At 31.1% G+C, this 18851-nt stretch carries 21 protein-coding genes; 12 read left to right on the top strand and 9 right to left on the bottom strand.

The window, feature by feature from the left end; all coding sequences use genetic code 11:
- Nucleotides 1–120 precede the first annotated feature (120 nt).
- The 4 genes from N5E64_RS07920 to N5E64_RS07905 all read right to left on the bottom strand — a co-directional run bounded on the left by N5E64_RS07920 (nucleotide 121) and on the right by N5E64_RS07905 (nucleotide 4402).
- Nucleotides 121–1764: a M56 family metallopeptidase gene (locus N5E64_RS07920; protein ID WP_181816326.1), complete on the bottom strand. Its 1644-nt coding sequence runs from the start codon at nucleotides 1762–1764 to the stop codon at nucleotides 121–123.
- An 84-nt stretch (nucleotides 1765–1848) separates the two neighbouring features.
- The gene (locus N5E64_RS07915; RefSeq protein WP_038331851.1) at nucleotides 1849–2226 is read right to left on the bottom strand and encodes a BlaI/MecI/CopY family transcriptional regulator; all 378 of its coding nucleotides are present in this window, start codon (nucleotides 2224–2226) and stop codon (nucleotides 1849–1851) included.
- Nucleotides 2227–2360: 134 nt separating this feature from the next.
- A complete protein-coding gene (locus N5E64_RS07910; RefSeq protein WP_052217537.1) occupies nucleotides 2361–2996 on the bottom strand; it encodes a porin family protein in 636 nt (211 codons plus the stop codon).
- A gap of 155 nt (nucleotides 2997–3151) precedes the next feature.
- Nucleotides 3152–4402: a 3-deoxy-D-manno-octulosonic acid transferase gene (locus N5E64_RS07905; protein ID WP_280036891.1), complete on the bottom strand. Its 1251-nt coding sequence runs from the start codon at nucleotides 4400–4402 to the stop codon at nucleotides 3152–3154.
- A gap of 100 nt (nucleotides 4403–4502) precedes the next feature.
- Here N5E64_RS07905 and N5E64_RS07900 point away from each other — a divergent pair, with 100 nt between their 5' ends.
- The 3 genes from N5E64_RS07900 (at nucleotide 4503) to N5E64_RS07890 (ending at nucleotide 6986) form a co-directional block, all read left to right on the top strand.
- Nucleotides 4503–5618, top strand: a complete 1116-nt coding sequence (locus tag N5E64_RS07900; RefSeq protein WP_038331857.1) for a DegT/DnrJ/EryC1/StrS aminotransferase family protein — start codon at nucleotides 4503–4505, stop codon at nucleotides 5616–5618.
- A gap of 97 nt (nucleotides 5619–5715) precedes the next feature.
- Entirely contained in the window at nucleotides 5716–6729 is a 1014-nt protein-coding gene (gene galE, locus N5E64_RS07895; RefSeq protein ID WP_280036886.1) for a UDP-glucose 4-epimerase GalE, read from the top strand.
- The gene (locus N5E64_RS07890) at nucleotides 6705–6986 is read left to right on the top strand and encodes a hypothetical protein (RefSeq protein WP_280036885.1); all 282 of its coding nucleotides are present in this window, start codon (nucleotides 6705–6707) and stop codon (nucleotides 6984–6986) included. Before galE ends, N5E64_RS07890 begins: the two co-directional genes overlap by 25 nt.
- 57 nt (nucleotides 6987–7043) lie before the next feature.
- Here N5E64_RS07890 and N5E64_RS07885 read toward each other — a convergent pair whose 3' ends face one another.
- Nucleotides 7044–7496 carry a copper resistance protein NlpE gene (locus N5E64_RS07885; protein ID WP_115001559.1) on the bottom strand — a complete coding sequence of 151 codons (453 nt, stop codon included), beginning with the start codon at nucleotides 7494–7496 and terminating at the stop codon, nucleotides 7044–7046.
- A gap of 85 nt (nucleotides 7497–7581) precedes the next feature.
- Between N5E64_RS07885 and N5E64_RS07880 the strand changes: the two genes are divergently transcribed.
- The 7 genes from N5E64_RS07880 (at nucleotide 7582) to N5E64_RS07850 (ending at nucleotide 13183) form a co-directional block, all read left to right on the top strand.
- On the top strand, nucleotides 7582–8088 hold the full coding sequence (locus N5E64_RS07880; protein ID WP_115001557.1) for a methylated-DNA--[protein]-cysteine S-methyltransferase: 507 nt from the start codon (nucleotides 7582–7584) through the stop codon (nucleotides 8086–8088).
- A 39-nt stretch (nucleotides 8089–8127) separates the two neighbouring features.
- On the top strand, nucleotides 8128–8997 hold the full coding sequence (gene lipA, locus N5E64_RS07875) for a lipoyl synthase (RefSeq protein ID WP_280036882.1): 870 nt from the start codon (nucleotides 8128–8130) through the stop codon (nucleotides 8995–8997).
- An 81-nt stretch (nucleotides 8998–9078) separates the two neighbouring features.
- Nucleotides 9079–9867, top strand: a complete 789-nt coding sequence (locus N5E64_RS07870) for a GLPGLI family protein (protein WP_125348637.1) — start codon at nucleotides 9079–9081, stop codon at nucleotides 9865–9867.
- Nucleotides 9868–9869: 2 nt separating this feature from the next.
- On the top strand, nucleotides 9870–10379 hold the full coding sequence (locus tag N5E64_RS07865; RefSeq protein WP_280036880.1) for a GLPGLI family protein: 510 nt from the start codon (nucleotides 9870–9872) through the stop codon (nucleotides 10377–10379).
- Nucleotides 10380–10427: 48 nt separating this feature from the next.
- Nucleotides 10428–10628, top strand: a complete 201-nt coding sequence (locus N5E64_RS07860; protein ID WP_148097314.1) for a hypothetical protein — start codon at nucleotides 10428–10430, stop codon at nucleotides 10626–10628.
- Nucleotides 10629–10683: 55 nt separating this feature from the next.
- Nucleotides 10684–11943 carry a CinA family nicotinamide mononucleotide deamidase-related protein gene (locus tag N5E64_RS07855; RefSeq protein ID WP_280036876.1) on the top strand — a complete coding sequence of 420 codons (1260 nt, stop codon included), beginning with the start codon at nucleotides 10684–10686 and terminating at the stop codon, nucleotides 11941–11943.
- A gap of 79 nt (nucleotides 11944–12022) precedes the next feature.
- Nucleotides 12023–13183: a dicarboxylate/amino acid:cation symporter gene (locus tag N5E64_RS07850; RefSeq protein WP_280036874.1), complete on the top strand. Its 1161-nt coding sequence runs from the start codon at nucleotides 12023–12025 to the stop codon at nucleotides 13181–13183.
- A gap of 59 nt (nucleotides 13184–13242) precedes the next feature.
- Here the strand turns inward: N5E64_RS07850 and N5E64_RS07845 are convergent, their stop codons facing one another.
- From N5E64_RS07845 to N5E64_RS07835, 3 genes are all read right to left on the bottom strand, one after another.
- Nucleotides 13243–14478 (bottom strand): DEAD/DEAH box helicase, encoded by a 1236-nt coding sequence (locus tag N5E64_RS07845; RefSeq protein ID WP_280036871.1) that lies wholly within the window; start codon nucleotides 14476–14478, stop codon nucleotides 13243–13245.
- Nucleotides 14479–14554: 76 nt separating this feature from the next.
- Nucleotides 14555–15646, bottom strand: coding sequence for an RluA family pseudouridine synthase (locus N5E64_RS07840; RefSeq protein ID WP_280036869.1), 1092 nt, complete (start codon nucleotides 15644–15646; stop codon nucleotides 14555–14557).
- Nucleotides 15647–15657: 11 nt separating this feature from the next.
- The gene (locus tag N5E64_RS07835; protein ID WP_280036867.1) at nucleotides 15658–16626 is read right to left on the bottom strand and encodes a PASTA domain-containing protein; all 969 of its coding nucleotides are present in this window, start codon (nucleotides 16624–16626) and stop codon (nucleotides 15658–15660) included.
- Nucleotides 16627–16717: 91 nt separating this feature from the next.
- Here N5E64_RS07835 and N5E64_RS07830 point away from each other — a divergent pair, with 91 nt between their 5' ends.
- Nucleotides 16718–17707, top strand: a complete 990-nt coding sequence (locus tag N5E64_RS07830; protein WP_115001541.1) for a D-alanine--D-alanine ligase — start codon at nucleotides 16718–16720, stop codon at nucleotides 17705–17707.
- Nucleotides 17695–18156 carry a pantetheine-phosphate adenylyltransferase gene (gene coaD, locus N5E64_RS07825; protein ID WP_280036865.1) on the top strand — a complete coding sequence of 154 codons (462 nt, stop codon included), beginning with the start codon at nucleotides 17695–17697 and terminating at the stop codon, nucleotides 18154–18156. The genes N5E64_RS07830 and coaD overlap by 13 nt, the downstream gene beginning before the upstream one ends.
- A 61-nt stretch (nucleotides 18157–18217) precedes the next feature.
- On the opposite strand, the gene N5E64_RS07820 is transcribed toward coaD, so the two are convergent.
- Nucleotides 18218–18814 carry a ribonuclease HII gene (locus N5E64_RS07820; protein ID WP_280036862.1) on the bottom strand — a complete coding sequence of 199 codons (597 nt, stop codon included), beginning with the start codon at nucleotides 18812–18814 and terminating at the stop codon, nucleotides 18218–18220.
- Between the last annotated feature and the right edge of the window lie 37 nt (nucleotides 18815–18851).

The raw sequence follows: 18851 nt of genomic DNA, 5'->3' as shown, positions 1-18851 counted from the left end.
CATGACGTACTAAAAAAGGAAACCCGAACGAGTTTCCTTTTTTTTGAATATGTTATATATACTATGAAATTTTGATTATTTCTTAATTTCTTTTTTTAGCTGTTTTTGCCTTTTCTCAATCTATTTTAGCATTTTCTTAGTGTTTTTTTCTTGTAATTCAAGTTCTTTCTTTTTTTCTTCAAGATGTTTACTCATTTCTTTAGGATCTTCAGAATAGAATGTTTTTACAGTAAATGAACCTAATTTTTGTATTTCGGGATTTTTAGTATCAGTTTTTATAGCTGTAATATCATAACCTCTTGCTTGTGCTTCTTTTAATTGTTTTTCTATTTCCGCTTTATCAACTCCTTTATTTTTTGAAAAACTTAGACTATAACCATTATCAATTTCTTTTGATTTTAATTGATTTTCTAAATAAACCTTATCAATTTCAGAACTAATAATTTTATGCTCAACACCATTTTTATCTGTATAAATAGAATAACCATTTTTCAACGTAATATTATTTTTTAATGTTGGCATTTTAGCTGTTTTTACTTTTTTATCAATATTCGGAATGTCTTTTTCTGAATTAAAAATTTTGATGATACTTGAATCTTTTTTGATAATTTCTATCAAACCTTCATTACTTTTTACAAAAACTTTTTCTATTTCTTTGGGATCAATTTTTTGCAAAACTTTTCCATCCGTTCCGTATAAAATCGTCGGAACCAACTCTTTTTTCAAGACAATATCTTTTATTTTGATAGAATCATTCAGAATGATATCTCCTGCGTCATTCAAGATAATTTTGTTTTGCGGATTACTTTTCAGAATCGTTTTTAGCTCATCTTTGGTAATCACTTTTTCTATTGGTGTAGCCGTTTTGACTTGATCTGTTTTGAGAAGCGAATCTCTTAAAGTAGTTGCTTGTCCAAGAAGAATTTCGGCCTGCGATTGAACAGGTTTTTCCAAAACTTGTTCTACTTTTTGAGCTTTTTTCTCAACTTCTTGTGCGAAAGATTTTTGAGAAAATAATACAAATGCACTCAATATAAAAGGTAATGATGCAAACGAAAGAATCTTTACTTTTCGTTTCGATGTATTTTTTGTCATCATAAGTAGGCGTTTTTTAGTTAGAATAAAATTGAAATTACTCGCCATCATAGATGGATTTTGCGTTGCAATACAATCTAAAATTTGATGTTGATAAGTTTTTAAATCTGAGTTTCTTTTCAAAACATATTCATCTGCCAAAAACTCGTGATTTAGTTTGATTGATTTTTTATAGAAATAAATAAGCGGATTGAACCAAAAAAGAATCTGAAAAATTTCGATCAACAAAATATCCAAACTATGTTTCTGAATGCAATGCGCTTTTTCGTGATCAATTAAATTTTGATGTAAACTTTTTAGTTGCTTTTTCGGAATAAAAATATATTTCCAAAAACTATATGGTTGATTCGAATCTAAATCGAGAATGTATGTAATTTCTTGATCTTCGATCTTTTCTTCTGTCTTAATTTTGAACATCAATTCGTACAAATTGTAGATAAATCTTACAAGAAATATTACGCCAACCAAAATGTAAATAACATTCAAAATATCACCAAAATTGATTCCTCTTTCTTGTTGCAACAATTCAGGATTTTGCATCAGAAAAGCCAATAATTCGGGCGAAATATTTGTTTCTGTCGCTGTGATAGGCAAATCAATTTTGTACAAAGGCGCGATTAACGAAAATATCAACGAAAACAACAGATAAAATCGATTGATTTTATACATGCTTTCACGTTCCAAAAAAAGTTTATAAAAGGAATATAAAAATCCGGAACAAAGAATAAATTTTATAAAAAACGCAACCATAGGCTATTTCTTTTTACGGTCTATTTCGTTGTCAATTATGTCACGTAATTTTTCTAATTCTTCGACCGACATATTGTTCGATTTAGCAAAAAATGAAGCAAATTGTGTTGCCGAATTATTAAAAAAGTTGGAAATCATTCCTTTTACTTCTTTCGAAAAATAATCATCTTTTTTTACCAAAGCATAATATCGACGCGAGTTTCCCATTTGCTCGTAATCAATATAACCTTTGTCGTGCATCCTCTTTAATAAGGTAGAAATTGTAGTATTCGCAGGTTTTGGATCGTCATAAGAATCGATAATATCTTTCGCAAAAACTTGTTTTCCGCTCCAGATAACTTCCATCACTTCCTCTTCTCTTCTTGATAATTTAACTTTCATATCTACAACTGTATTTTCACTACTACAAATATAGAATTTAATTTAACATGACAAAGTTTTTTTAGAATTATTTAACGATAAAGCACAAAAAAAGGAGCAAAAAAGCTCCTTCCTATATTTAAATTCGAAATAAATTACATTTCAGCTAATTTATATGCTACACCAACGCTAAAGTAAGTATTTGTCAATTTAAAGTTATTATCAATTCCTGTTGGATAATAATCATTAATGTTTGATAATCCTTTTGTAAAACGAGCATTAATTTCTAATTCATCAGTAATTTTGTATGCAGCTCCGAAGTTTAAACCAAAATCAAATGTTTTGAAATTGTCTGTAGCTTTTATTTTAGTATCTGTTTTTCCTTCTTCAGTTTTCATTTTAGCAGAAACTAAAAATCCTAATTGCGGACCAAACTCAACATTTAAACCATCCATAATTTCATAACGTCCCATTAAAGGAATATTAATATTATGTGTTACAAATTTAGCTTTTGAATTGTCATTTGTTTTTAATCCAGCTCCTTGTTTAGAATACAGAAGTTCTGGTTGAAAACTAATTTGATCCGTTATTTTGTAGTTTGCATAACCACCAACATAAAAGTCTGTTCTTAATTTAGTCCCTAAACCATTTCCTTGACTATCAGAGTAAATTTTTCTAGAATCACCAGATAAAGTTGGGAAGTTAAGACCTCCTTTTACTCCTAAATCAATTTGCGCGTTTGCTGCACTTAATCCACCAAAAAGTGCTATTCCTAAGATTAGTTTTTTCATTTTTTTTATTACTTAAGTCTGAGTTATAATATTTAATTCAAAAGTAAAGTTTTATTCATACAAAAGATTGATTTACACTTTAAAAAAATCAATAATGCTTTTTTGACTCACAATTTCTGTGCCTTTTTTGTTAAAAATTGATAAAATTTTAAGATTTACAAAATATCATCTAAATATTCTAAAATAATTTTAGTTGCATTTGGCGAATTTTGAACAAAATCTCCAGCTTTTTTTCCACTTTCTTTTCGAAAATTTTCATTATTCATCAAACGATTCATAATTGTATCAAATTCATGTTGATTAGCAATAGAAAATCCTCCGCCAATTTCAATCAAATCCACAGCTTCCTGAAATTTCTTGTATTTAGTACCAAAAACGACAGGATTTCCAAATGTTACAGCTTCTAACGTGTTATGAATTCCTGCACCAAAACCTCCGCCAATATAGGTAATATCTGCATAAGAATAGACTTTTGATAAAATACCAATTGTATTTAGAATAAATATTTTCGAATCGATTAAGTATTGTTGCGAAGTTTTTTCTAAATCAGAGAATTTAACTGCTTTTTGATTGATTTTACTTAGAAACGAATTGATTTCAGTATCATTCAAATTATGTGGCGCAAAAACAATTTTCCAATCATCAGTTAATTTTTGATTGATTAAATTCACAAATAACTCTTCATCTTTTGGCCAAGAACTTCCTACCACAATTAATTTCGAATTTTGTTTAAAATCATTCATAAAATCCAATTCATTATCTTGATGAATGATCTGTTTGACACGATCAAATCGCGTATCGCCTGCAATTGTATTTTGTGTGATATTGATTGAATCCAGTAAATCTTTTGATTTTTGATTTTGAACAAAGAAATGATTTATCAAACTTAATTTTTTCGCAAACCAATTATTTCCGTCTTTTTTGAAAAAATTTTGACTCTCTCTAAAGATTGACGAAACCACTATTGTAGGAATGTTTTGCTGATGTAATTCGATAATCAAATTAAACCAATATTCGTATTTCACCAAAATCAAAATTTCTGGATGAAGCACTTTTATTAACTTTTCTGCATTTGATTTTGTGTCCAAAGGCAAATAAAAAATAACGTCTGCGCCTTGATAATTCTTTCTAATTTCATAACCAGAAGGAGAGAAAAATGAAACAGCAATTTTATGTGTTGGATAGTTTTCTTTCAATGCTTCGATCACTGGTCTACCTTGTTCAAATTCGCCTAAAGATGAACAATGTACCCACAAAACTTTATCGGTTTCTGAAATTTTAGAAGCTATTTTTTCTTCCCAATTTTTTCTTCCATCTACCCAAAGTTTTGCTTTTTCGTTAAAATTCGAAGCCAATTTTAGCGCCATTCCGTACGCCTTAATTGATGTGTTATAAAATCCTTGCACAATGTTGCAAAGTTAAAAATTTAGAATGAGCTTTTTTTGTACATTTGTTGTAATAATAACGACTTTTTAAAGTTGTAGATTTTGAAAGATTCATTAAGTTATGAAAAAAATACAAATGGTTGACTTACAAAGTCAATATCAAAAAATAAAAGGAGACGTTGATGCAGCAATTTTGAATGTTTTGGATTCGGCTGCTTTTATTAATGGACCAGAAGTAAAACAATTCGAAACTGAATTGCAAAATTACTTAAATGTAAAACACGTAATTCCTTGTGGAAACGGAACTGATGCGTTGCAAATTGCTTTGATGGCTTTAGGTTTAGAACCAGGTGATGAGGTAATTACTGCTGATTTTACATTTGCTGCAACTGTTGAAGTTATTGATTTATTGAAATTAAATTCAATATTAGTTGACGTTGATTATGATACTTTTACAATTGATACAGAAAAATTAAAAGCGGCAATCACGCCAAAAACAAAAGCAATTATTCCAGTTCATTTATTTGGTCAATGTGCGAATATGGACGAGATTATGGCAATTGCAAAAGAACATAACTTATATGTTGTAGAAGATACTGCACAAGCTATTGGAGCGGATTACAAAGGTCGAAAAGCTGGAACAATTGGTCACATTGGTTGTACATCTTTCTTTCCTTCAAAAAACTTAGGTTGTTATGGTGATGGTGGAGCAATTTTTACAAATGATGATGATATTGCACATCGTTTACGTGGAATTGTAAATCACGGAATGTACAAACGTTACTACCACGATGAAGTTGGTGTTAACTCTCGTTTGGATTCTGTTCAAGCAGCAGTTTTACGTCGTAAATTACCTTTCTTAAATGATTATAACGCTGCTCGTAACAAAGCTGCGGCTTATTATACAGAAGCTTTTAAAGATATTGATGCATTATTAACGCCTGTAAAAGGAGAAGACACAACTCACGTATTCCATCAATATACGTTACGTGTAACAAATGGTAAACGTAATGAATTACAAGCTTTCTTGACTGAAAAAGAAATTCCTGCGATGATTTATTATCCTGTTCCATTACGTAAACAAAAGGCGTATGATAACGGACATTATAATGATGCAGATTTTCCAAATACAAACAAATTGGTAGAAGAAGTAATGTCTTTGCCAATGCATACAGAGTTAGATGAAGAGCAATTAGCTTATATCACTTCTGCTGTTCGCGAATTTTTTGGAAAATAATTTATCCTAAAAAATAATACGAAAAAGCTTCTGATTAGTTTCAGAAGCTTTTTTATTTTCCTAAATTTGATTTCACTATAAAAACTAAATATTAAAAATGAGTAAAATATTAGTAACTGGAGGTTTGGGTTATATTGGCTCGCACACAGTTGTAGCTTTACAAAATGCAGGTTATGAAGTTGTGATTATAGACGATTTATCGAACACAGAAATTGGTGTGTTGGATAAAATTACTTCTATTACTGGAACAAAACCAACTTATTTTGAGATTGATTTAAAAAATCAAGATAAAGTAAACGAATTTTTCAAAACAAATAAAATAGACGGAATTATCAACTTCGCAGCGCATAAAGCAGTTGGAGAATCTGTAGAAAAACCGTTGATGTATTACCGCAATAATCTTTTAGGTTTGATTAATCTTTTGGATGCAATGAAAGATTTTGATGCTGATAATATTATTTTCAGTTCGTCTTGTACAGTTTACGGACAAGCAGATAAAATGCCTATTGATGAACAAACTCCACTGAAAAAACCTGAATCTCCTTATGGAAAAACGAAACAAATGGGGGAAGAAATTTTAGAAGATTTTTCAGCAGCATTTGATAAAAATGTGATTTGTTTACGTTATTTCAATCCAGTAGGTGCACACCCAACAGCTAAAATTGGTGAGTTACCAAAAGGAATTCCAAATAATCTAATTCCTTATGTTACACAAACTGCGGCTGGAATCAGAGAAGCATTATCAGTTTGGGGAGATGATTATCCTACGCGTGATGGAACGGCAATTCGTGATTATATCGATGTAAATGACTTGGCTGATGCACATGTAAAAGCAGTAACTCGTTTGATCGAAAATAAAAATAAAGCAAAGCTAGAATTCTTTAATCTTGGAACAGGAACAGGATCTACGGTTTTAGAAGTTGTTCACGCATTTGAAGATGCTAATGATTTGAAATTGAAATACGAAATCAAAGAGCGTCGTGCAGGTGATATTATCGAAGCTTATGCAAATAACTCTTTAGCAGAAAAAGAATTGGGTTGGAAACCTGAAACAAAATTGTCAGAAAGTATGCGTACAGCTTGGGAATGGCAAAAAAGTTTAGAAAAATAAAAGAAGAATTGAGTTTGGATTTGGTAAAAGAAGAACTCAATTTTTATTGTCATATTACGGCCGAAGCGTATGGAGAGCAAAACCTTTTGATGGAACAAGATTGTTTTTTGTACGATTTGAACGAAGAAATAAAACCAACAAACGAAATTGAAGCTTACAACTATTTTTCTTTTGAAGAATATTTACAAGAGGAAATTCAAGTAATTGGTGTGATCAAAGTTTTTGAAAAATTGACAAAAGATCATTTATTGAACTAAAAATAATTTCAAAAATAAAAGGCAATCCGTAATCGAGATTGCCTTTTATTTTTGAAATTATTTTGTCTTTTTCAAGATGTATTTATCTTTCAAATTTCCTGTGATCTCTTTTCCTTGTTGATCCAAAACTTTCAATCTATTTTCTTCAACTTTCAACACTAATGGACTTACATTAGAATTTAAATGTAAAACATTTCCAGAAGCATCCCATTTATAAAATCCTTCGTCTTGATAAACTGTTTCTTTTCCTAAATATTCTTGCTCAATAAAAAAGTTACCATCTTTTTTCAATTCAACAATATATTTTATTCCCTCGCAATCGGCGCAAGGTAAAGTTCCTTCATATTTTCCAGCCCAATCCAACGAATTCATAGAATTGTGTTCTTTTTTTACAGCTTCTGTAATTTCTTTAGAAGAATCTGTATTTTTTTGTTCTTGTTGAACACCTTTTGATTGGCAAGAGAATATAATGAAAGATGCGAAAATACTCGCGAAAATAGATTTTTTCATAAATTAATTTTATGATATTTTTAACAACAAATTTGATACCAAATTACGACTATATTTTTCTAACTTTCAACTAAAATTTTATAAAATGTTTCGCTCAAAAAAAATACAAACACCTCTTGGAGAAATGCTTGCAATAAAGTCGGAAAAAGGACTTTGTATGTTAGAGTTTTTTGATGGAAAATCGACCGAAAAACAACTCAAAGAAATAGAAAACTTAGGTGAAATTTTAGAAAAAGATGATGAAATTTTGAATCGTTTAGAAACTGAATTGAACAATTATTTTAAAGGAAATTTAAAAGAATTTACCATTCCACTTGATTTGATTGGAACTGATTTCCAGAAAAAAGTTTGGAACGAATTAATTAAAATTCCATTTGGAGAAACAAGATCATACAAAGATCAATCGATAGCCGTTGGAGATTTATTAGCGATACGAGCAGTTGCAAATGCGAACGGGAAAAACAAAATTGCAATCGTAGTGCCTTGTCATCGCGTAATTGGCTCAGATGGTTCGTTAACTGGATATGCTGGCGGAAAGAAACGCAAACAATTTTTGTTGGAATTAGAATCGAAACAATTGAATCTGTTTTAGAAAAAATAATTGTAAATTAGCCAATCAGAAAAGTAATGTATGAGTGTTGAGCTATTACCAGATGGAAGAGTAAAAAAACCTGAATGGTTACGTGTAAAATTGCCTACGGGGAAAAAACATCGCGAATTAAGAGGTTTAGTAGATAAATATAAATTGAACACCATTTGCCAAAGTGGAAGCTGTCCTAATATGGGCGAATGTTGGGGTGAAGGAACTGCAACATTTATGATTTTGGGAAATGTATGTACGCGTTCATGCGGTTTTTGTGGTGTAAAAACTGGTCGTCCAGAGCAAGTGGATTGGGCAGAACCAGAAAAAGTTGCGCGTTCTATCAAATTAATGCAAATAAAACATGCGGTTTTAACTTCTGTTGACCGTGATGATTTAAAAGATATGGGATCGATTATTTGGGCAGAAACAATACATGCTGTTCGTAGAATTAGCCCAGGAACGACGATGGAAACATTGATTCCAGATTTTCAAGGAATCGAAAAACACATCGATCGTATTGTAGAAGCTGCTCCAGAAGTACTTTCTCATAATATGGAAACGGTTCGTCGTTTAACGCGCGAAGTTCGTATTCAGGCGAAATATGATCGTTCGTTAGAAGTTTTACGTTATGCAAAAGAAGCAGGTCAACATCGTACAAAGACTGGAATTATGCTTGGTTTAGGTGAGTTTGAAGACGAAGTTTTTGAAACAATTCAGGAAGTTGCTGATGCAAATGTAGATGTCATTACAATTGGTCAATATTTACAACCAACGAAAAAACATTTGCCTTTGAAAGAATTTATCACGCCAGAACAATTCAAAAAATACGAAGATTTCGCACGTGGATTAGGATTCCGTCATGTAGAATCAGGACCATTGGTTCGTTCTTCTTATCATGCAGAGAAACATATTTTATAAAAATAATTTAAATTTAATATTTAGAAGAGTTGCAATGATTTGTAACTTTTTTTTTTTATTTTTAAAATATAAATTACAATTATGAAAAACTTCTTAACACTAATTATCATTTTTTCAAGTTTTGCGCAAGCGCAAGTTTATGAAGTGAAAGTAAGATTTAAACATCATACAAAGTATACTTCAGAATATATTGAAAAAGTTTTTTCAGATATTAAAAATGAAGAACAAAGAAAATGGAATATTGAACAGAATGAAAATCCAAAACCAATAGATTTTTTAATTTATTCTTCTAAAAATGAGCAAAATTCTGTTGAACAAGAAAAAATTAATAACGATCAAAATTATCAGGGAGAAATTAAAAAATCAGTTGTAGGACTGCCTTTAGGAGTGACATATTCAGATTTTAGATTGAATGAAAATTATAAAGAAGAAGATGTTTACGGTAAAAAATATATTGTCAAAAATCCAATAGAAGAGTTAGTTTGGGAATATTCAAACGAAACAAAAGAAATATTGGGTTATAAAGTTTATAAAGCAACTTCTGATTTTAAAAAATATAAAGTAGAAGCATGGTATACCAAAGAAATTGATTTTGATTTTATGCCGATAAATGTAAAACCAATTGAAGGATTTGTTTTAGAGATGAATTTATTTGTTGAAAGTGAAAAAGTTGGACGAATGGATAATATTATTCGTGTAGAAGCTATTCAACCAAATGTAAAAAAATATAAATTCAAAAATCCTCTTAAAGCTGATAAAGCTTCAAAATTACCTATTGTATCTCAACAAGAAATAGCAAAAATTTATGACGAAGCCAACAAGAAACGTAACGAAATGTATAATAACACTCAAGGAATTGATAAAAAATAAATATGAGAAAGCTATTAACACTAATTATCATCATTTCTAGTTTTGTACAAGCACAATTTTATGAAATAGATTTTGAAGTAAAACCTCAAATTCATTTTACGGATAAAGCTTTAGAAGAGATGAAGCAATATTATCCAGATCAAAAACAAAGAGACGAAGTTTTAGAAATGTCTAAAAATATTCCTTCGATTAATTATCAATTTTCCTATAATAAAACTCAAAGTCAATCAGTAAATATTCAAAAAATAGATAATTCTCAACAAGCACAAGGAGGCTCAATGGGAATTAGTCCAGATATAGGAGAAAAACCAATTTTTGATTACAAAGAGAAAGTTTTTTACAATGAAACAGATTTGTTTGTAAAGAAAATGATCATTTATGATTCGCTGAATTATGTAAATTTTACTGATACTGGAAAAAGTAAAACTATTCTTGGAATCGAAACCAAAGAAGCAATCGGGAAATACAAAGATGTTGATGTTATTGCTTGGTATGCGCCTTTAATTCCTTAGTCATATTCGCCAGATAAATATTATGGTACAAAAGGTTTGATTTTAGAATTGCATTATAAATACACGAAAGATGATGTAGAAGTGATGATTTCATGGAATGCGACAAAGAAAAAAGAATTAAAAAAAGCACCAATTTTTACAATAAATAATAAGTTACAAAAGGTATCCTATTCAGAATTTATGAGAATGATTGAAGAGGATAATCAAAAACAGTGCGAATTACATAATCAAGGTGTAGATAGAAAATAAAATCATATAAATAATGAAATCAAACTTGCTTAACTTTAAGCAAGTTTTTTTATATATGAAAATTAAAGCGACATTACTCACAATTGGTGACGAGATATTAATTGGTCAAATTGTAGATACTAATTCTGCATTTATCGCCAAACAATTGAATAAGATTGGGATTGAAGTGGAAGAAATTATTTCTGTTCAAGACGAAATGAGTCATATTATTGAAGCTTTCGAACGAGGAATTTCTAAATCAGATATTGTAATTGTAACAGGAGGTTTAGGACCTACAAAAGATGATAAAACTAAAGCAGCTTTGTGTCAATTTTTGAATTGTGAACTAGTTAAAGAGCCTAAAGTTTTAGAAAATATTGTTCAATTATTTGTTGCCAGAGGTTACTCAAAAGAGTTGAATAATCTTAATCAAGATCAAGCGTTAATTCCAAAAAAGTCTATATTTATTCAGAACAAATATGGAACAGCGCCATGTCTTTGGACAGAAATTGAGAATAAAATTATCATCAATTTACCAGGTGTTCCTTTTGAAATGAAAGGATTAATTCGTGACGAAATTATTCCGAGATTACAAAACCAATTTCAATCAGAAACTATTGTTCATCGTGATATTTTGGTCAGTGGAATTCCAGAAAGTGATTTGGCTTTATTAGTTGAAGAATGGGAAAATAATTTGCCCGAGTTTATTCATTTGGCGTATTTACCGAATCGAACTTCTATTGATTTACGATTTTCAGCGTTTGGAACAGATAAAGAATTTTTACAAAATGAAATTCAACATCAGATTAATCAATTCAAATTAATTGCTGGTAATTATCTAATTTCAGAAAATTCTGGAAATGCGCAACAAGTTTTGGGTGATGTTTTAAAAGAAAAAGGATTGACAATTTCGACTGCCGAAAGTTGTACTGGAGGAAATGTTGCAAGTTTAATCACATCTGTTTCGGGAAGTTCTGCTTATTATTTCGGAACTATTGTTTCATACGACACTTCGGTAAAAGTAAATTTGCTCAATGTAAATCAATCTGATATTGATGAATTTACAGTTGTTTCGGAAAAAGTTGCTGAACAAATGGCTAAAGGTGTTCGAAATCAATTAAAAACGGATATTAGTATTTCTACAACTGGTGTCGCTGGTCCAAATAAAGGTGAAGATGGAAAAGAGGTTGGAACGGTTTGGATTTCGATCACAAATGGTCATACAACATTGAATAAAAAATATTTTTATCCCTATTTAGATCGAGAAGAATTCATCAAAATTGTTTCCAATAATGTACTTAATTTAGCAATTCAGTTTGTGAGAGAGGAGTGTTAATAGAATTAAAGATATTTTCTAAAACATATTTAGTCTATTAAATTAATAGAGTTTATATTTGTCGTAAATTTTGTGTCAAATGTTAAAAAAGATTGCGAGCAATACATTATTTCGATTGCTTTTGGGTGTGATTGCCGGTTTGGTTTTAGGAAATTATCTGAACGAAAATACAATTCAAGTTGTTTTATCCTTAAAATATTTTACAGGGCAATTAATTTTCTTTTTGGTTCCTTTAATTGTAATTGGTTTTATCGTCTCTTCAATTACGAAATTAAGAGAAGGTTCTGCTAAAATAGTAGGTTTTTCATTATTAATTGCATATTTATCCTCAATAGGAGCGGGGTTATTTTCGATAATTGGAGGTTATCAAATCATTCCAAACTTATCCATTCCAACTTCTGTTGATTCGTTGCGAGAAGTTCCAAAAATTTTATTTCAATTAGATATTCCGCCAATTTTTTCGGTGATGACAGCGTTGGTTATTTCGTTGATGTTAGGAATGGGAATTTTGATTACAAAAGCGAAGGAATTAGAAAAGATTTTTGATCAATTCAAAGACATTGTAATTCTTTTGGTAAATAGAGTTTTGATTCCGATTTTACCTTTTTTCATTGCTGCAAATTTTGCAATTTTGAGTTATGAAGGTTCTATTGAAAAACAATTACCAGTTTTCTTGAAAGTAATTTTAATCGTTATTATTGGTCATTTTATTTGGATGACATTAATGTATACAATCGCAGGATTTTATCATAAGACAAATCCATTCAAACTTTTAAAATTCTATCCACCTGTTTATTTAACGGCAGTTGGGACAATGTCTTCGGCGGCGTCTTTGGGAGTTGCGGTAAAAGCGGTGAATGATAGTAAGGTAATAAAACCTACGATTTCTAATTTTACGATTCCATTTTTCTCGAATACACATTTATGTGGTTCGGTTTTGACAGAAGTTTTCTTTGTGATGACGGTTTCGCAAGTCTTATATGGTCATATTCCAGATGTTGGAACAATGGTAACTTTCGTCTTGCTTTTAGGCGTTTTTGCTGTTGGTGCACCTGGAGTTCCGGGTGGAACAGTTGTCGCTTCGTTAGGATTAATTTCAAATGTTTTAGGATTTGATGAAGCAGGAGTCGCTTTAATCTTGACTATTTTCGCATTACAAGATAGTTTTGGGACGGCGTGTAATATTACAACTGATGGTGCATTGAGTATGATTGTAGATAAATATGCTGAAGAGAAATAATTTCAATTTATCTGTAAAGCAAAAAAAATCACTTCATTTCGAAGTGATTTTTTTATAAACTATTTTCTTCTTCCTCGATGAGGATTCTTTGGTTTTGTATCTTTTTTAGGTTTAAAACCAGTATTATTTTTCTTGAAATTATTATTGTTGCTATTCGCGTCAGGTAATTTATAAAACTCTTTTGGCGTTTTAATCACTGTAACATAATTACCAATTAATTTCTCAATATTTGCCAAATCACCTCTTTCGTCAGCAGCACATAAAGAAATTGCTTTTCCTTCGCGTCCCGCACGACCAGTACGTCCGATTCGGTGTACATATGTTTCAGGAACATTCGGTAATTCGTAATTGATCACATAAGGTAATTGATCAATATCGATTCCACGAGCAGCAATATCAGTGGCAATTAATACTTTTAATTTTTCTTCTTTGAAATCATTTAAAGCACGTTGTCTTGCATTTTGAGATTTATCACCATGAATTGCCGCAGCAGGGATTCCTGCTTTTTCCAAGTGTCTTACCAAACGATTTGCGCCATGTTTTGTACGTGTAAAAATCAAGGTACGATCTTCTGGATGCTCGTTTAAAATGCTAACCAAAAGTTTTACTTTCATGTCTTTGTCTACATGATAAACAAACTGCTCAACCGTTTCGGCAGTCGAAGAAACAGGTGTTACGCTGACTTCTTTTGGACGACGAAGAACTGAATGAGAAAATTTTCGAATGTTTTTTGGCATCGTTGCCGAAAAGAAAAGTGATTGTCTTTCTTTTGGAATGATTTCTAAAATCTTTTTGATTTCATGAACAAATCCCATATCCAACATACGATCGGCTTCATCTAAAACAAAAATCTCTATTTGATTAATTTTTAAATGTCCTTGTCCAATCAAATCCAACAAACGACCAGGCGTTGCAATTAAAATATCAACACCATTTTTGATGGCTCCAATTTGTGGATTTTGATTAACACCTCCAAAAATCGCTAAATGTTTTAATGGTAAATTTTTACCATATAATTTAAAACTTTCGTTGATTTGAATGGCTAATTCACGTGTTGGCGTTAAAATTAATGTTCTAATTTTTCTTCCTTTACTCGGAGAATTTGTTAAGTTTTGTAGAATAGGAATTGCGAAAGATGCTGTTTTTCCTGTTCCTGTTTGTGCACAACCAATAATATCATTTCCTTCTAAAACTAAAGGAATAGATTGCTCTTGAATTTCGGTTGGTTCTGTATATCCAGCCTCATCAATTGCTTTTAAAATTGGTTCAATTATATTTAATTCTGAAAAATTCATTGATTAAAATCGTGTAAGTTTTTATATAGAAATAGATAAGCACTTCCGTAGAAGTGCTTTATAATTAAAAATAAATCTATTCCATTTCTTTTGCGTTGCGATCAATTTTTTCCTCAGGTTCTGTTGCATGAACAGAGTTTGCCGAATAATTTCTCCAACGTTCTAAAATATCTATCATATCAGCAGGCATCGGGGATTCGAAATACATACGTTCTCCTGTTGTAGGATGATCAAATCCTAATGTGCGTGCGTGTAAAGCTTGGCGAGGACAAGCAGCGAAACAATTGTCAACAAACTGTTTGTATTTGTTGAATGTTGTTCCTTTCAAAATGCGATCTCCACCATAACGAGCATCATTGAATAATGGATGACCCAAATGTTTGAAATGCGCACGAATTTGATGTGTACGACCAGTTTCTAATTTACATTCGACCAATGTAACATAAGAAAAATTCTCCATTACTTTATAATGTGTCACAGCATGTTTACCTTGATCTCCATCAGGAAAAACTGCCATTTGCATACGATCTTTTAAGTGTCGACCAATATGTCCTGTAATTGTTCCTTCTTGTTCTGCCAAAACTCCCCAAACCAAAGCATTGTATAAACGGTCTGTTGTGTGAGCTGCAAATTGTTCTGCTAAACTTGTCATCGCAACTTCTGTCTTCGCAATAACCAAAAGTCCGCTTGTGTCTTTATCGATACGATGTACCAAACCAGGACGCTCCATTTGATCTGACATTGATGGTAAATTATCAAAATGAAACTTTAAGGCATTTACCAAAGTTCCTGTATAATTTCCATGTCCAGGATGCACAACCATTCCAGGTTCTTTATCAATTACGACAACTTGATCGTCTTCGTAAATAATTTTGATCGGAATATTTTCTGCTATAACTTCATTCTCACGTGGAGGAGTTTCTAACATAATCTGAATAAAATCTCCAGGCTTTACTTTGTAATTCGATTTTACAGATTCATTGTTCACTAAAATGTTTCCGTTATCGGCTGCTTGTTGAATTTTATTTCTTGTCGCGTTCTCAATTCTAACCATTAAGAACTTATCTATACGCAATAACGATTGACCTTTGTCAACCGTTATTGAAAAATGCTCGTATAATTTATTGTCGTCTTCCTCTTGCAAGAAATCTTCTAAATCTTCTGTCATTTATTCTCTTTCTATTCTATAATAACCTCTTCTGGAGCTTTAGGCGCTTCTGTAGGCTTTGGCTGCTCTGTTGTCGGATTATTTTGTTGTTGCTGTTGTTGCATATCTTTGATCTGCTGTTCAGCTTTTTGTGTAATAATATCTCTATATTGAGAACCGCTAATTGTATCTTCGCCAAAGTTTTTGTACTGAACATCCAATTCTTTTAACTGCGTCCTAATTTTATCGCGAGGTTCTGTTGATAACCAAATATCAATTGGTTGACCTTGATCGTAAGTATCCGTAGCAAATGGGAATTGATAAACAACCCTTGCGTTAATTGTATCGTGAGATGCGCCAATAAATTTTATTTGACCAATCTCGAAGAAATTATCTTTGATTGATTTTTTAGCTTCTGTCAATGTTAAATTAACCAAATTAGGCATTCTAACACCAGATAACATTCCGCGTCCTAATACCAAATCAACTGTCGCAAAACGAGGTAATTGTTCGCCTGCTTTTACAATTTTTCCGTTGTATAATATTTTAAGAACTGCATCTTTTGCTAAATCTGGTTCGTAAATGATTTTTCCGATTTTAAGACCAGAAATTTCTAATTGTGTAAAGGCTAAACGTTTTGATTTTCCAACTAAATCTGGTAATTCAACTGGACGATATGTTTTCGGATTTGACTTAATAAAGATACGACGACCTTCTTTTACACGCGATTCTGCTGCAGGATAAAAATCCATAATAGCAAAAGGTTTCGTATTTGGATCAAAACGAGAACTATCTACTTCATATGTCAAACCAAGTTCTTCTAACTTAGCTGTAGCATCAGTAATATTCATTTTAGATAAATCCGGAACTTCAACAAATTCATTGTGATTTGTATACGAATCTAACCAAATGTTAAAAATAAAATGGTAAAGCCCAAATGATAGCGCTATTACAATAGCTACATTCAGCAAAACTTGAATGATTGATTTTACTCCTTTCATTGAAATGATAAATTGTCGCACAAATATAGTTTAAAAATAATATTTATGATTGATGTCAAAGTTCTATATTTGAATAAATTTTAAATTAAACATGTTAAGAGTAGCAGTTGTAGCAGGTGGATATACGGATGAAAGCGTGATTTCGTTGAAAAGTTGCGAGTTAATTTACTCAAGTCTAAATCCAGAAAAGTACGACAGAACAAGGGTTCGAATCTTAAAAGAAGGTTGGTTTGCCGAAATTGAAGGCGAAAAATATCCAATCAATAAAGGTGATTTTTCATTTGAAAAAAATGGAGAAAAAATTACGTTTGATGTCGTTTTTAATACAATTCATGGTACGCCAGGCGAAGATGGTTATTTGCAAGCGTATTTTGAAATGATTGGTTTACCATACAATGGATGCCCTTTTTATCAATCTGCCTTAACATTTAATAAAAAAGATTGTATCGCAGTATTGAGTAAATATGGAATTCCACACGCGAAATCAATTTATCTTAATCAAGGAGATCAATATTCTGCAAAAGAAATTATCGATCAAGTTGGTTTACCTTGTTTTGTGAAACCAAATCGTTCAGGATCAAGTTTAGGAATTTCAAAAGTTCATAAAGAAGATGAATTTGAAGCTGCAATGCAAAAAGCTTTTCTTGAAGATAAAGAAGTTTTGATCGAATCTTTCTTAGATGGAACTGAGATATCGGTCGGAGTTTTAAATTACAAAGGAGAAACAATGGTGTTGGGAATTACAGAAATTGTTTCGCACACAGAATTTTTTGATTATGATGCAAAATATAATGGTTTGTCTGACGAAATTACACCAGCTCGTTTAACACCAGAAGTTGAAGCAAGAGTAAGAGAAATTGCGGCTAAAGCATATAAATGTATTAATATGTCTGGTTTTTCGCGTTCAGAATATATTATTGTAAACGGAGAGCCGCATTTTATTGAAATGAATACGTTGCCAGGTTTTTCTCCTGCAAGTATTTTTCCTCAGCAAGCTGCTCATGCAGGAATTGCTTTGGAAGATTTGATGGATAGTGAAATAGAATTTGCTTTAAATAGACCTTCAGCATGGATAGAATAGCCGTTTTTCCTGGATCTTTTGATCCAATTACTTTAGGGCATTTAGATATTATAGAGCGTGCAGTTCCTTTATTTGACAAGATTATTGTTGCAATTGGAACAAATTCATCGAAGAATTATATGTTCTCTTTGGAGCAAAGAATTAAGTTTATTGAAGATTCGGTTGCGAAATTCGAAAATGTAGAAGTGATTGCTTATAAAGGTCTGACTGTAGATTTTTGTGATAAAGTAAATGCACAATTTATTTTACGTGGACTTCGTAATCCAGCCGATTTCGAATTTGAGAAAGCGATTGCGCACACAAACCGAGCAATTACAAATCATAATATTGAAACAATCTTTTTATTAACATCTTCTGGTAAAGCTTACATCAGTTCAAGCATTGTGCGTGATGTCATGCGAAACGCAGGGAAATATGAGATATTAGTTCCAGATGTTGTGAGGATTTAGAATAACGTTATATTATATATATAAAACGAGAACATTTATATAATGCTCTCGTTTTTATTTTCTATAAATCTAAACTTAATTGATCTGGTAATAACTTAAATGTCATCCTATGATAAGGAGTAGCTCCAAATTCTTTTATAGCTAAACGATGAGCTTTTGTCGGGTAACCTTTGTTTTTTTTCCAATCGTACATTGGAAATTCTTCATGGATTTTTTCCATATATTCATCCCGATACGTTTTTGCTAAAATAGATGCTGCCGCAATATTCATATATTTTGAATCACCTTTTATAATACATTTGTGTGGGACATCATGATATTTATTAAAACGATTTCCATCAACAACAATCAAATCTTTCGGACAATCTAATTGATCTATTGCTCTATGCATGGCCAAAAAACTAGCGTTTAAGATGTTTATTTCGTCAATTTCATTTGGCCAAACAATTCCAATTGCCCAATATTTAGCATTTTCTTCTATAAATGTTCTCAACGAATTTCTTTTCTTTTCAGATAATTGTTTTGAATCATTAATAATTTCATTTTCAAAATCATTTCCCAAAATAACGGCTGCTGCTACGACAGGACCACTTAAACATCCTCTTCCTGCTTCATCGCAACCTATTTCATATTCGTGATTTGATAAAACTTTGTACAATTTTTTATATTTTTAACAAAGTTATCAAAATTTAGCA

Origin of the sequence: Empedobacter sp. GD03739, assembly GCF_029843245.1 — a bacterium.
Taxonomy (GTDB): domain Bacteria; phylum Bacteroidota; class Bacteroidia; order Flavobacteriales; family Weeksellaceae; genus Empedobacter; species Empedobacter falsenii_B.
This window is presented reverse-complemented; position numbering and strand designations above follow the sequence as displayed.

Bases quoted from the DNA above. Each gene is read 5' to 3' on its own strand.
- galE (WP_280036886.1), top strand. From the start codon at position 5,716: ATGAGTAAAATATTAGTAACTGGAGGTTTGGGTTATATTGGCTCGCAC.
- N5E64_RS07835 (WP_280036867.1), bottom strand. From the start codon at position 16,626: ATGAAAGGAGTAAAATCAATCATTCAAGTTTTGCTGAATGTAGCTATT.
- N5E64_RS07845 (WP_280036871.1), bottom strand. From the start codon at position 14,478: ATGAATTTTTCAGAATTAAATATAATTGAACCAATTTTAAAAGCAATT.
- N5E64_RS07840 (WP_280036869.1), bottom strand. From the start codon at position 15,646: ATGACAGAAGATTTAGAAGATTTCTTGCAAGAGGAAGACGACAATAAA.
- N5E64_RS07900 (WP_038331857.1), top strand. From the start codon at position 4,503: ATGAAAAAAATACAAATGGTTGACTTACAAAGTCAATATCAAAAAATA.
- N5E64_RS07910 (WP_052217537.1), bottom strand. From the start codon at position 2,996: ATGAAAAAACTAATCTTAGGAATAGCACTTTTTGGTGGATTAAGTGCA.
- N5E64_RS07870 (WP_125348637.1), top strand. From the start codon at position 9,079: ATGAAAAACTTCTTAACACTAATTATCATTTTTTCAAGTTTTGCGCAA.
- N5E64_RS07880 (WP_115001557.1), top strand. From the start codon at position 7,582: ATGTTTCGCTCAAAAAAAATACAAACACCTCTTGGAGAAATGCTTGCA.
- N5E64_RS07915 (WP_038331851.1), bottom strand. From the start codon at position 2,226: ATGAAAGTTAAATTATCAAGAAGAGAAGAGGAAGTGATGGAAGTTATC.
- N5E64_RS07885 (WP_115001559.1), bottom strand. From the start codon at position 7,496: ATGAAAAAATCTATTTTCGCGAGTATTTTCGCATCTTTCATTATATTC.
- N5E64_RS07830 (WP_115001541.1), top strand. From the start codon at position 16,718: ATGTTAAGAGTAGCAGTTGTAGCAGGTGGATATACGGATGAAAGCGTG.
- coaD (WP_280036865.1), top strand. From the start codon at position 17,695: ATGGATAGAATAGCCGTTTTTCCTGGATCTTTTGATCCAATTACTTTA.
- lipA (WP_280036882.1), top strand. From the start codon at position 8,128: ATGAGTGTTGAGCTATTACCAGATGGAAGAGTAAAAAAACCTGAATGG.
- N5E64_RS07855 (WP_280036876.1), top strand. From the start codon at position 10,684: ATGAAAATTAAAGCGACATTACTCACAATTGGTGACGAGATATTAATT.
- N5E64_RS07865 (WP_280036880.1), top strand. From the start codon at position 9,870: ATGAGAAAGCTATTAACACTAATTATCATCATTTCTAGTTTTGTACAA.
- N5E64_RS07920 (WP_181816326.1), bottom strand. From the start codon at position 1,764: ATGTATAAAATCAATCGATTTTATCTGTTGTTTTCGTTGATATTTTCG.
- N5E64_RS07890 (WP_280036885.1), top strand. From the start codon at position 6,705: ATGGCAAAAAAGTTTAGAAAAATAAAAGAAGAATTGAGTTTGGATTTG.
- N5E64_RS07850 (WP_280036874.1), top strand. From the start codon at position 12,023: ATGTTAAAAAAGATTGCGAGCAATACATTATTTCGATTGCTTTTGGGT.